The organism is Variovorax sp. CCNWLW186, from assembly GCF_037203865.1.
GTDB lineage: Bacteria > Pseudomonadota > Gammaproteobacteria > Burkholderiales > Burkholderiaceae_C > Variovorax.
This window is the reverse complement of sequence record NZ_JBBCBO010000009.1, coordinates 71,410-83,817: the sequence shown is the minus strand read 5'-3', so window position 1 is coordinate 83,817 and position 12,408 is coordinate 71,410. Positions and strand designations below refer to the sequence as shown.

Below are 12,408 nucleotides of genomic sequence, written 5' to 3'. Positions count from 1 at the left end.
ATCCGGCCTTGGCTCTTTGGGGCCGAAGGGCTTACCAGCGATAGGTGGCCGTTGCCACCGCCGTGCGCTGCGTGCCCAGGTAGCAGTAGCCGTAGGCGCAGTTCGCAACGTAGGTCTTGTTGGTCAGGTTGCGCAGGTTCAGCGCCAGCGTCCAGCGGTCGATGTCGTAGCCGATCATGGCGTCCAGCAGCGTGTACGAAGGCACCTTGGCCGGCGCGACGACTTCCGCGTCGCCGCGGGTCGAGCCGTTGAAGCGCACGCCCGCGCCCACCTTCAGGCCGTTGCTGAAGCGGTAGTCCGCCCACACCGAGAGGCGGTTGCGCGGAACGGACATCGCCTGCTTGCCGATTTCTTCGGCGCGGCTGCTGGCCGTGACGATGGCGCGCGGCGTATAGGCGTAGGAGGCCGTGAGGTTCAGGCGCGGCATGAGTTCGGTGGTGGCTTCGAGCTCGAGGCCCCGCACCGAGATCTCGCCGGTCTGCTTCGGCATGAAGGTCGCGTCATACGTGATGTAGTTCTTGCGGCGCAGGTCGAAGATGGCCGCGCTGTACAGCGACTTGCCGCCCGGCGGCTGGTAGCGGATGCCGGCCTCGTACTGGCGGCCGCTTTCAGGCTTGAAGGGGGTCCGGGTGGCCGGGTCGAGCGCGCCGATGGGCGCGAACGACTCCGAGTAGCTCAGGTACGGCGCCAGGCCGTTGGGCGCCAGGTAGACCAAGCCCGCGCGCTTGGTGAACTTGTGTTCCGAAATGCGCTGCGTGGAGCCATCCAGGCGGCTGTAGTTGGTGCTTTGCGCCGTGTCGTAGCGCCCGCCGATGGTGAGCGACCAGCGGTCGCCCCACTTGATCTGGTCCTGCAGGTAGATGCCGGTCTGCGCGAGCCGGCTCACACCGTTGACGTAGGGCTGCGGAATGTCGATGGTGCCGCCGTACACAGGCGCGTAGATGTCGAGCAGCGGCGTACCAAAGGGGCTGCTGTAGGTGTACTGGTCGATGCGGGTGCGCTGGTAGTCCAGGCCCACCAGCACCTTGTGGTGCCAGTCGCCCGAGCGCAGGTCGGCCTGCAGCTGGTTGTCCATGGTGACCGACGAGGTGCTTTCCTGGCTGCCGAAGACGCCGCGGTTCAGGTAGCGGTAGTTCTCCGCGCTCAGCGCATTGGCCGGGTCCATGGGAACGAAGCCCGGCGACTGCAGGGCGCGGTAGTCGACCTCGAGCTTGCCGTGGCGCAGCTTCTGGCGCACGGTGAAGGTGTCGTTGAAGCGATGCTCGAGCTGGTAGCCGATCATCTTCTGGTCCTGGTTGAAGTGATCGAAGTTGGGATCACCGACGTTCAGGTCGCTGGGAATGTAGGTGCCGATGCGCGTCGGCGTGAGCGAGCCGGCCGCGGGGCGAATGCGGCTGTAGGCGCCGGCGCGGTTCTTCTGGTACTGGGCCAGCAGCGTGAAAGTGGTGTCGCTCGATGGCTTCCAGGTGATCGAGGGCGCAATGTAGGTGCGGTCGTCGCGCGAGCTGCCGCCGGGCAGCTGGGCGTCGCGCACCACACCGGTAATGCGGTAGAGCACCTTGCCTTCGGCGTCGAGCGCGCCCGAGAAATCGCCGGCCACCTGGCGGCGGGCGTCGTTGCCGTACTGCAGCTGGATCTCGCGCACGGGCTCTGCCGTGGGCAGCTTGCTCGCAATGTTGACCACGCCGCCCGGGCTTGCCATGCCATAGAGCACCGAGGTGGGGCCGCGCAGAACTTCGATGCGTTCGCTGCCGTAGTTCTCGGTTTTCCAGACGCCCCACGTGCCGTTGTTGCGCAGCGGCAGGCCGTCCAGGTAGAAGCCCGGCGCATAGCCGTCAAAGCCGCGGATCGAGATCCAGTCGTAGCGCGAATCGGCGCCGAAGGGCGCAATGCTCACGCCGGGGGTGTAGCCGAGCGCGTCCTTGACGGTGGTGGCGCCGATGGCGTCCATGCGGTCGGCCGTGATGACCGAGATCGACTGCGGCGTCTCGACGATCGGCGTGTCCGTCTTGCTGCCGGCCGTGCTGCGCTTGGCAAGATAGCCGTTGACCCGGCCCGTGGCGGATTCTTCCGTGTCGGCGTTCACCGTGATGGCGGGCAGCGTCGAATCGCCGGCCCGCTGCTGCTGTCCAGTCGCCTGCGCCAGGGCGCTCACGCTGCAAAGGGAAAAGGCCGTTCCGAAGGCCGTGGCGAGCGCGGCATTCAATAGACGTTGACGGGGCAGGGGACGCATAAAGTTGATACTCCAGGTGCTTGAATACGACGTGTCACGTTGCGACGCCCAAGGCTGGCCGGTTTCGGCACCTTGGCGCTTCCATACATGAGACGTTTGGCTTAAAAAAAAGGAGACAGCGGCCTGTCTCCTTTTTCTTTTTGCCTGCCCGGCGCCGGGTAGCCGCGCCTAGGCCTGCACCGCCTGCCGCTCGTGACGGGGGCTGTTTGCGGCGTTAACGGCAGTGGCGGCCACCGGCGCGCCGGCCGGAATCGCCTTGAGCAGGGCGTTGCCGATCTCGCCCGTGCGCACCGAGGTAACCGACAGCAGGGTGTCGCTCAGCCCGTGCGACGACTCGCAGGCGCCCTGCAGGAAGATGGCGGGGTGAAAGTCCGGCGTGCTGCCCACGCGGTAGTGGCGGTCGACCGAAAAATCGCCGAGGTAGGGGGCAAGCGGCGTCAGCAGCGCCTTGTGCTGCTCGCGGCCATAGCCGGTGGCCAGCACCACAGCGTCGTAGCGCAGCGTGTTTTCATGGCCGGTGTTCTGGTTGTGCAGGGTCAGGTGAACGCCATCGGCCGCCGCATGCACGCCGCGGATCTCGTGCCGGCGCAGGAAGCGCATGCGCTCTTCGCCGCGAACCTTCTGCTCGTAGAACATCTTGAAGATCTGCTGGATCAGGTCGAGGTCGGCCACCGCGTAGTTGGTGTGGCCGAATTCGTCGATCAACGCGGCGCGCTCGTCCTCGGGCTGGCTGTAGATGTAGTCGGTGAACTCGACGTTGAACACCTCGTTCACGAAGGGGCTGTCGTCCGACGGGCGGATCGAGCGGGCCCGCATGATGAGGTCGACCTGCGGCGCGTGCGGGCGGCCTTGCAGGTCCATGAAGATCTCCGCCGCGCTCTGGCCCGCGCCGATGATGGCAATCCTTGCCGCATCGGGCAGGCGGGCCATGTCGCGCAGGTAGCTGCTCGAATGGAACACGCGCGGGTCGTTCCTCAGTGCACGGAATCCGTCCGGAATGTTGGGCATGCCGCCAATGCTCACGACCAGGTTGCGTGCAAGGCGCTCGGTCACGTGGCCGGTGCCGTCGCGCGAGCGCACGCGCAGCAGCGACACCTCGCCGCCATGGCCTTCGTTTTCGGGCAGTACCTCGAAGACTTCTTCTCCGTAGACGCAGGCATCTTCGAACTGGGATGCGGCCCAGCCCAGGTAGTCGTTGAACTCGTGGCGGCTGGGAAAGAAGGTCTTCAGGTTGATGAAGTCCTGCAGGCGCTTTTTCTCATGCAGGTAGTTGATGAAGGTGAAGCGGCTGGTGGGGTTGCGCAGCGTCGCCAGGTCCTTCATGAACGAGATCTGCATGTGCGCCTGGTCGAGCATCATGTCCTTGTGCCAGGCGAAGCCGGCCTGCTTCTCGATGAACATCGCATCGACGCGGCGGCCGTCGCGCCGTTTCTCGTCCAGCGCAATGGCCAGTGCGATGTTCGAAGGGCCGAAGCCGATACCGATGAGGTCGTGAATCACCATGGCGGTTTTCCTTTACGCAGAATGTTGGGCAGGCGTGGCGGCGCCGTCGCTGCGGGGCAGCCAGAGGGCGTCGGTGAAGTAGCGTTCGCGCAGCATCACGACCAGCAGGGCGCGCTTGTGCGGCAGGTCGAATTCCTTCACCTTCGCGTAGCCGGACTTGTCGAGGTTGCGGATCTGCTGCAGGTGGTCGATGCGCGGCTCGCCCACGGCGCGCTGGGTGCGTGGGTCGCACAAGAAGATGTAGTGCGAAATCGAGGTGAGCCAGGCGGTGGCAAAGGCCTTGCCGCGAAACGCCGGCTCGCCGATCAGAACGTGCCAGCCGCGGTCGTAGTCGTCCACGTCGTAGAACGGCGCAATGCGGCTTTCCTTGGCCCAGTACATCTCGAAGTAGCCGAAGGGCTCGCCGTCGAGGCAGGCGATCATCGAATACATGTGCGGATCGCGGTCGATGGCCGAGAGGTACTGGCGGTGCTTGTCCAGGTCGCCTTCTTCCTCCCAGATCACGGCCACGTCGGGGTCGTTCATCCAGCGGTTGAACATCGGCAGGTCGGCCTCGAAGTCGAAGCTGCGAAACGAAAAGGTCTTGCCGAGCCAGGGAATGAAGCGCTGGTAGAGCACGCCGCGCGGCTTGGGCGGGCGCACGGGGTGGCGCTTGCCGTTGGTCAGTGCGTATTGCAGGGCCATGGGGGCGTGCACTGCGGGCAGCCACAGCGAAGGCTGCTGCCAAAGCATGTCGCGGCAGGCGAGGGCCTGGCCGCCTTCGGCTTGCAGCAGCACGCCGGCCTGCACGAGCGACGCCGCCGGCTGGCTGGGCACCACGCGCAGCGTCTTGTGGGCCGGGTGGTGTTCGAACGCGCCTTCCAGTGCGGCCAGCAGGTGGGCCGTGGACGCATTGCTGCCGTCCACCCACTGGAGCACGGCGCCTGAGGCCGCCTGGCTGGTTTTCCAGAGCGAGCGTGTTTCGTCCTGCGTGTTGCGCACGCTGAGCGTGTCGCCGTCGCGCGTGATGGCGTGCGGCATGCCGCCCGCATAGGAGACATGGGGAGTTGGCGTCATGCGGTTCTTTCGGTGAGCGGTTGCCGTTGCGCTGCGAGCAGGGCCAGGCCCTCGTGCAGCGCGGGAAAGAGGCTGTGGTTGAAGTTGTTCCAGCGCAGCTCGAGGATGGTGTCGTTCGGGTCGATGGTGGTGCGCAGCGCGTCGTGGATCACCTCGCCGGAGTCGATGCCGTTGTCCACGTAGTGAAGCGAGGCGCCTGTCTTGTAGAGCGGAGGCACGGGCACGCTTTCCATCGTTTGCCAGTTCACGATCTTGCGGCCCTGCGCGCCGTGCAGCGCATCGAGGGTTGCGTAGGCGCCGCGGCGCTCGTAAGGCGATTCGATGCGGGTGATGCCCGGATGGATGTTGACGATCTTGCGGTGGAACGGTGCGCCGGGCCGCACCAGCTCGTCGAGGATCACGAGCAGGCCGTCGAGCACGACGATGTCGGCCTGCAGCGTCAGCAGCTTGTCGAGCAGGGTGCGCTCGAAGCGCCTCTTGCCCGCGGGGCGTTCGGCTGAATCGAGCGGCAGCCGCCTGTATTCGGAAGGCACCGGATGAAAGATGTCCGTGAGCTGTTTGCCTTGCGTCTTCAGGCCCGCCGGAAAGATCCATTTCTTGTCTGGCTGGCATGAAAAGCCGTAGTCCTGCAGCGCGGCCTGGTCTTTCGGCGAGCGCGGATCGTCGTCTATGACGATGCCTTCGAGCGAGTAGGCGTCGCCCAGCGGCGTCTCGTCGAGCGCCTTGGCCAGGTACTCGAGCGGGGAGGCCATGTAGCGCTGTTCTCCCTTGTACGCAATATGCTGGCCGGCCTTGTCGGCGGCGGCATTTCTCAAAGACAGGATGTAGACGAGCTTGGCCTTGGACATATGTGTGGAATGGATGGATAGATGGAAGACGGAATGGCCCGCAATCTGTTCACCCGAGACCGCGATGCTCCTGCGCAAGCGGGCAGGCGTTGCAGTGGTGCTCGTGCGGCAACAGATAGTTGAGGCAGCACTCCCGGTGCAGCTTGATGGGGTGGCTGCGTTCGCGGCCGTGAAGCGGGTTGGGGCGAAGCTCGTTCGGCCACGTGGCGCTGTGCAGCAGCAGCTGCCGGTCGCGCGAGATCGACGGTGCGCCGCCGGTGGCGGCCAGCGCCACGTCGAATACGGGCTCCATGAGCCGAACGGTGTTGCTCCAGAGAATCTTGGGCGCGAGCCGCGTCAGGCCGGCGAGCGCCTCGAACAGCGGCGCAAGGTGCTGCCAGAGCAGCGGCGCGTAGCGCTCCGCGGTGCCGGCCCCGCGGTGCGGCCGGCCCATGTGCCGGATGTGAAAGCTCGCGGGGCCGCCATGCGCGTCGAGCCGCACCCAGGTGTGTTCCGCCGCAACCGGAAACACGTGCTGCAGCATGCTGGCCGCGGCCATCACGGGCGGCAGCAGCATCGCGATGTATTCGAGGCTCCATGCGGACGCAACGGCGCGCAGGTCTGTGCCGGCAACGCCCCGGTAGCGCGCATTTCTCTGCAGCACGTCGGCAAGCAGCGCGGGCGATTGCGCAAGATCCGCCACGCGCACCGCGCCGGGCGGCACGGTGTCGGCGCATTGCAGCTTTTCGCCATGCACGGCCAGCTCGCCGGGGAACAGGGGCTCCAGCAGCGGGATCACGGATCGGCCGTCGGCAAGGTCATGCCATCAAGACGGATTTGCAGGGCAACTGTTCACGCGCACCGCGCTGAACATTGCCGCGGCTCAACCGTCTAGGCAGTAGGTGGCACGAAGCCACCGGGGCCGTGCCAGGCGGCATGGTCGTTACCCAGCTGTCGCCCCCGGGCGGAAAGAGCCTTTGCATGACAACTACCACCGCAGGCAACGGCGCCGAAATCGGGCGCCTGCTGAAACCCTTTCTTCCGTGGATAGTGCTGTCCGCGGTCACGGGCATCAGCGCCGGTGCCGCCACGGTCGCGCTGCTCGGCACCATCAACCGGGTGCTCAACCAACCGGGCGGGCTGGCCGGCGGCCTGCTGCTGACCTTCATCGGCCTGTGCGGCGTGGCGCTCTTCGGGCGCATGGTGTCCGACGTGTCGACCAACTTCGTCGGCCAGCGCCTGGTGGCCCAGGTGCGCAAGAGCCTGGCGCAGAAGATTCTCGCGGCGCCCATCGATGCGCTGGAGCGCTACCGCACGCACCGCCTGATGCCGGTGCTGTCGCAGGACGTGGACATGATCAGCGACGTGGCGTTCGCGCTGTCGGGAATGCTGATCGCGATCGCCGTGGCACTCGGCTGCCTGAGCTACCTCGCATTTCTTTCGCTGCCGCTGTTCGGGCTGATGCTGGTGGCGCTGGTGATCGGCATCACGGTGCAGCTCATGGCGCAGATCCGCGGCGAAGCCGGCTTCTGGAAAGCGCGCGAGCAGGAAGACCAACTGCACAAGGCCTACCGCGCCATCAGCGAAGGCGCGAAGGAACTGCGCATGCACCGCACGCGCCGCACGCGCATGTTCTCCGGCCAGATCGAGCGCATCGTCGACACCATCCGCGTCGTCAACGGGCGCGCCATCAACACCTATGTGATTGCGACCGCCTTCGGCTCGGCGCTGTTCTTTTTGCTGATCGCGCTGATCCTGGGCTGGGCTGCGTTCCAGCCGACCGAGCCCGCGGTGCTCAGCGGCTTCGTGCTGGTGCTGCTGTTCCTGAAGGGGCCGCTGGACCAGATCGCGCTCCTGTTGCCCGGCGTGGGCCGTGCCAAGGTGGCCTTCCAGCGAATCGGCGACCTGTCGGCCCGCTTTGCCACGCCGGAGCCGCACCTGCACCTGGAGCGCGCGTCCAACGGCGTCATCCTGAAGAACGAGATCGGCATGCGCGGCGTGCGCTATGCCTTCGATGCGCCCGAAGGCGGCGAGGCCTTCACGCTCGGGCCGATCGACCTGAAGCTGCGCCGCGGCGAAATGGTGTTTGTGGTGGGCGACAACGGCTCCGGCAAGACCACGCTGATCAAGCTGCTGCTGGGCCTGTATGCGCCGCAGGCAGGCGACGTGCTGATCGACGGCTCGGTGGTCAAGCCCGAAGGCCGCGACGACTACCGCCAGCTCTTCACCACGGTGTTCTCCGACTTCTATCTGTTCGAAGACCTCGTGGCCGGTGAAGAAAGCGAAGGCGGCGCCGGCATGGAGGTGTTGCCCGAAACGGCGCTGCCCTATCTGGAGCGGCTGGAAATTGCCCACAAGGTGAGCCTGAAGAACGGCGCATTCAGCACCACCGATCTTTCGACCGGGCAGCGCAAGCGGCTGGCGCTGGTGCATGCCTACCTCGAAGGCCGCCCGGTGCTGGTGTTCGACGAATGGGCCGCCGACCAGGACCCGACCTTCCGCCATCTTTTCTATACCGAGCTGCTGCCCGAGCTGCGCGCCAAGGGACACCTGCTGGTGGTGATCTCGCACGACGACCGCTACTTTCACCTGGCCGACCGCGTCATCACCATGCAGGCGGGAAAGATCGTCGAGGACAAGGTGCGCGAATCGCGGGAAAGCCTCGCAGCGTGAAGGAGGGGAATGAAAGACAAGACGACCCGGCCGACCGACGACGACCCGGCCTTCGACGTCGCCTGGACGCTCTTCTGCACGTTGCATGATTCGCCCTCGCCGGAGCGGGCCGAAGAGCTCATACGCTGGCTTGGCGTGAACCCCGGCAACATCTGCGCGCTGGACGACGTGCTGACGCTGTGGGCACTGACCGGCGCCGCACTGATCAAGCCTTCGATGGAAGAGGCGTTGCGCGAAGAGGGGCGCCTGCAGTGAGGCGCGGCGCCGCTACTTTTGCAGGTTGCGCAGTTCCGTCGCCATGCCGCCGAGGGCGTCCCAGCGACGCCGCGCTTCTTGCGCTGCGGCTGCGTGTTCGGCCGACCGGCTGCGCCAACGGCTCAAGGCCAGGCGCGCGGCAACAGCCGCATCTTGCGGGGCGCTTTCGCTTTCGACGATGAGCGCGAGTGCACGCTCGATGAGCTTTTCTTCCGGCGCGCTTGCCACGTTGCGTCGCTCAGGCGAAGTCTTCGGCCAGCTTCGCGTCGAAGCCCGTTCGGTTCGAGACGGTGGTCTGTTCGACCAGCTCCGAGCGCAACGCCGCAAACACGCGCGAGCAGTCGATGGCGGCGCGCAGCAGATGCTTGGCCACCGCCATTTCAGTGATGCCGAGCTGCTGCGCGATTTCTGCGCGCGTGTGTCCGTAGGCGCGGAACAGCAGGAACACTTCGCGCCGCCGCGGCGGCAGCGTTTCCAGCGTTTCGACCACGCGCGCCAGCACCTGCTGCTGGGAGGCGATGTATTCGCAAGACGGCACCGTCTGGCGCGAGCCGGCGCTGAAATGCGTGCTGGCCCACTCCTGCGCCACCTTGCGATGACGTGCGTCGTCCACGCACAGGTTGCGCGCCACGCGGAACAGCAGCGCCCTTGGCGACTCGATGCCCGAGCCCTGCAGCGCATCGGGTGCCGCGCCGATGCGGATGTCCTTGTTCAGCTTGAGTGCGTGCGCATACACCCGCTCGAAGCTGGATTGCGCGATGTCCGCCGCGTAGTGAGGGTCCCGCAGGTCGCGCGTCAGCTGCCGACGCAAGTCCGCATAGTGAGCTACCAGTTCCTGGACGAGGTCGCGCATCCGATCGCCTTCTCGCAAGCATTCGCAGTGGTGGTGGTTCCCGGGCCGGTCACCGGCGAAGAGCGAAGGGTGACGCGGATGGTTGAATAAGAATTATTCTTATTGAAGTGTAACCTTAACCGCTGCCCAACGAGGTGCGATAAAGGTTCGGGAACCTCATGTGCGTGCCTGAAAGAGACACTCGCTCCGAAAATGAATAGTTCTGTTTTCGGATTGAGCGGCGGCTGCGCCGCCCCTGGCAATCAGCCGCGCTTCGGAATGGCCAGGCCGCGCGCAACGGCCGGCCGCGCAACGAAGGCTTCGAGCGCACGCGCCACGTTCTTGAACTCGCCAAAGCCCACCAGGTCGCCCGCTTCATAGAAGCCGACCAGGTTGCGCACCCACGGGAAGATGGCGATGTCGGCGATGGAGTAGCTGTCGCCCGCCACCCACTGGCTGGTTGCAAGGCGCTTGTCGAGCACGCCGAGCAGTCGCTTCGATTCGGCCACGTAGCGGTCGCGCGGGCGCTTGTCTTCGTAGTCCTTGCCGGCAAACTTGTTGAAGAAGCCGAGCTGGCCGAACATGGGGCCGATGCCGCCCATCTGGAACATGAGCCACTGGATGGTTTCGTAGCGGCCCGCGGCATCTTGCGCAATGAACTGGCCGGTCTTGTCGGCCAGGTAGAGAAGAATGGCGCCCGACTCGAAGAGCGCGAGCGGCTTGCCGCCGGGGCCGTCGGGATCGAGGATGGCGGGAATCTTGTTGTTCGGATTGAGCGACAGGAATTCCGGCGACATCTGGTCGTTGGTCTCGAAGCTCACCAGGTGCGCCTCGTAAGGCAGCCCGGTTTCTTCCAGCATGATCGAAACCTTCACGCCGTTGGGCGTGGGCAGCGAATAGAGCTGCAGCCTGTCAGGCTGGAGCGCGGGCCATTTCTTGGTGATGGGAAAGCTGGAAAGATCGTGCATGGGCAATTTTGAAAGAGCGGAAAAGGAGCGGAGCCATGGCGCCGCGCCGGCCGGTTTTTCAGATGCCCAGCCAGGTGAGCAGGGCGGCCTCGACTTCGGCCGACGGCGCGACGAAGCCAGTGTAGGTCGAGGTTGCAAGCGCGCGCTTGCCGGCGTCGCTTTGTGCGAGCCCCAGCAGGGCTTCTCGCGCCGCGGCGGTGGTGGCGGCATCGAGCTTGCGCGAGGCCACCCACTGCTTGATGGGCACCGCGCGCGACTCGGCGCACACGTTGCCGCCGCTGTCCTTCCAGGCCTTGATCACGCCCGACGAGGCCGTGGCGCCATAAGCGGCAAAACCGTTCTTCACGTAGAAGGGCACGGCGTCCTGGTAGCGCGTGTTGGTGAGCTTGAGCGAGGCGGCCTGCACGCCTTGCTCGCGCAGCATGGCGCGCGTGATCACCGAGGTGATCGAATCCGGGTCGGGCATCACCAGGCCCTTGCCGACAATGCTCTTCCAGTCGGAGATGGGCTGCGGCTCCTTGCACAGCAGCGATACCTTGTATGCGGTAAAGCCGCCGGTCCAGGCCAGCGCCTGGTAGCGGCCGCTCTTGATGGCCTCCAGCGCCACATGGGCCGGGTGGATGAAGGCCATGTCGACCTGCTGTTCCTTCAGGGCCTCGCGCGCACCGTTGTACGAAATCAACACCTTGATGGTCACCGGCTGCTTCAATGCCTTGCTCAAGGCCTCGGCAATGGGCTCGAAGCGCGGTGCGATCTGGCTTTCCGTCACCTGGTAGCTCACGCCTTCCGTCACGCCGATGACCAGCGCGTGGGCCGGTGCGGCCGCTGCCAGCAGCAACGCCGCCGCCGGCGCGGCAAGCAGAAGCGAGCGCGGCCTGCGGGTGCGGCGCGCACTGGCGGCGCACACGTCGATGTTGTCGGGGCGGAGTGTGGCGGGGGTGTACATCAAAAGATCATAGGGGCCGGGGGCGCGGCCGCCGATGATCGCAAGCACCTATGCGCGCGGCGCCCCGCGCATGGCATGCATGGCGCCGGGCCGCTGCGGCAGTGGAAGCCTCAGAACCGCGCCTTGAGGAAGGCAGACGGCCCGTGCAGCTTGACCTTGACCCGCGTCTCGGCGGTGCTGCTTTCGCGCGCCAGGTCGATGTTGGTGACGCCGTAGGCCAGCACCAGGCCCACATTCTTCACAGGGAACCACTCCACGCCCGCGCTGGCGTTGTAGATGTTGCCGTGAAAGCGCCCGCCGCCCTTGCGCACGCCCGAGAGGTCGGCAAACAGGCGCAGGTCCGGGTTGATGGCATGCCGCACGCCGACTTCGAGCAAGGGGGCAATGGCATCGTCGCTCGCGTCTTCATTCAACTGGCTGATGCGCCCGTTGACCGCCACATTGGCGTTCGCGCCCACATTGATGCGGTAGTAGGCCGCGCCCGCGCCCAGCCCGAACACCGTGTTGCCCGTGCCCAGCCACCACTTGTACGAGAGCTTGGCAAAGTCGAGCTTCACGTTGAGGTTGGCGTTGCCCAGGGCATTGAACGTGCCGAAACCGCCAAGCGATTCGCTGCCGCCGGCCTGGCCGAAGTAGTCGCGCTTGTAGCGGTAGTAGTCGAACGAAAGGCCGTGGCTGTCGCCGATCAGCAGGTCCGCCGTCACGCGCGGCATGGTCACGCGGCCGGGCTCGAGGTCGCGCGTTCGCAGCGCGCCGTAGGGCGAGCTGACCGATGCATTGAATTTGGGATCGGCGCTGAAGGCTCCCACCGAAAAACTGAACCGGTCGAGTGCGGGTGAAGGTTCCGCCCAGGCGCTTGCGTGGGCAAAGATCAATCCGGCACCGGCCAAAGTGCCCAGCGTCGTCAATCTTGCGGTGTTGGCGAGCGGGCGGGAGCGAGGCAGCAGCATGAAAGGTCCTTCAGAAGGCAAAAAAAATGCCTCGGGCTCGACACGCAATTTCTATGCGCGCGGTGCTTCCGGGCGGGGCTCCCTTTTTGATGACCGACAAGTTAATAGGGCGCATGCCAAAAACCCATGCGCTGATTGCCGCTGTGCTTGTAGGACGTTGTCGAT

12 protein-coding genes are annotated in these 12,408 nt (G+C 65.7%); 2 read left to right on the top strand and 10 right to left on the bottom strand.

Annotation, left to right across the window (positions count from 1 at the left end; genetic code table 11):
• Nucleotides 1-31: 31 nt before the first annotated feature.
• The 5 genes from V9K97_RS13260 to fhuF form a co-directional block, all read right to left on the bottom strand.
• A complete protein-coding gene (locus tag V9K97_RS13260) occupies nt 32-2,233 on the bottom strand; it encodes a TonB-dependent siderophore receptor (protein ID WP_337318551.1) in 2,202 nt (733 codons plus the stop codon).
• Between the two features lie 168 nt (nt 2,234-2,401).
• Nucleotides 2,402-3,736, bottom strand: coding sequence for a lysine N(6)-hydroxylase/L-ornithine N(5)-oxygenase family protein (locus tag V9K97_RS13255; RefSeq protein ID WP_337318550.1), 1,335 nt, complete (start codon nt 3,734-3,736; stop codon nt 2,402-2,404).
• 12 nt (nt 3,737-3,748) lie between these two features.
• Nucleotides 3,749-4,792 (bottom strand): GNAT family N-acetyltransferase, encoded by a 1,044-nt coding sequence (locus V9K97_RS13250; protein WP_337296790.1) that lies wholly within the window; start codon nt 4,790-4,792, stop codon nt 3,749-3,751.
• The gene (locus tag V9K97_RS13245) at nt 4,789-5,640 is read right to left on the bottom strand and encodes a formyltransferase family protein (protein WP_337318549.1); all 852 of its coding nucleotides are present in this window, start codon (nt 5,638-5,640) and stop codon (nt 4,789-4,791) included. The genes V9K97_RS13250 and V9K97_RS13245 overlap by 4 nt, the downstream gene beginning before the upstream one ends.
• Nucleotides 5,641-5,689: 49 nt before the next feature.
• Nucleotides 5,690-6,418: a siderophore-iron reductase FhuF gene (fhuF, locus tag V9K97_RS13240; protein WP_337318548.1), complete on the bottom strand. Its 729-nt coding sequence runs from the start codon at nt 6,416-6,418 to the stop codon at nt 5,690-5,692.
• A 182-nt stretch (nt 6,419-6,600) separates the two neighbouring features.
• On the opposite strand from fhuF, the gene V9K97_RS13235 reads away from it, so the two are divergent.
• Together V9K97_RS13235 and V9K97_RS13230 are read left to right on the top strand one after the other, a co-directional pair.
• On the top strand, nt 6,601-8,292 hold the full coding sequence (locus tag V9K97_RS13235) for a cyclic peptide export ABC transporter (RefSeq protein WP_337318547.1): 1,692 nt from the start codon (nt 6,601-6,603) through the stop codon (nt 8,290-8,292).
• A 9-nt stretch (nt 8,293-8,301) separates the two neighbouring features.
• Nucleotides 8,302-8,547 (top strand): hypothetical protein, encoded by a 246-nt coding sequence (locus V9K97_RS13230; protein ID WP_337318546.1) that lies wholly within the window; start codon nt 8,302-8,304, stop codon nt 8,545-8,547.
• A gap of 12 nt (nt 8,548-8,559) precedes the next feature.
• On the opposite strand, the gene V9K97_RS13225 is transcribed toward V9K97_RS13230, so the two are convergent.
• From V9K97_RS13225 to V9K97_RS13205, 5 genes are all read right to left on the bottom strand, one after another.
• Nucleotides 8,560-8,775, bottom strand: a complete 216-nt coding sequence (locus V9K97_RS13225; RefSeq protein ID WP_337318545.1) for an iron dicitrate transport regulator FecR — start codon at nt 8,773-8,775, stop codon at nt 8,560-8,562.
• A gap of 10 nt (nt 8,776-8,785) precedes the next feature.
• Nucleotides 8,786-9,400 carry an RNA polymerase sigma factor gene (locus tag V9K97_RS13220; protein ID WP_337318544.1) on the bottom strand — a complete coding sequence of 205 codons (615 nt, stop codon included), beginning with the start codon at nt 9,398-9,400 and terminating at the stop codon, nt 8,786-8,788.
• A gap of 242 nt (nt 9,401-9,642) precedes the next feature.
• The gene (locus tag V9K97_RS13215; RefSeq protein WP_258501592.1) at nt 9,643-10,347 is read right to left on the bottom strand and encodes a glutathione S-transferase N-terminal domain-containing protein; all 705 of its coding nucleotides are present in this window, start codon (nt 10,345-10,347) and stop codon (nt 9,643-9,645) included.
• 58 nt (nt 10,348-10,405) lie between these two features.
• Nucleotides 10,406-11,293, bottom strand: a complete 888-nt coding sequence (locus V9K97_RS13210) for a phosphate/phosphite/phosphonate ABC transporter substrate-binding protein (RefSeq protein WP_337318543.1) — start codon at nt 11,291-11,293, stop codon at nt 10,406-10,408.
• A 110-nt stretch (nt 11,294-11,403) separates the two neighbouring features.
• Entirely contained in the window at nt 11,404-12,243 is an 840-nt protein-coding gene (locus tag V9K97_RS13205; protein WP_337318542.1) for a hypothetical protein, read from the bottom strand.
• Nucleotides 12,244-12,408 lie beyond the last annotated feature (165 nt).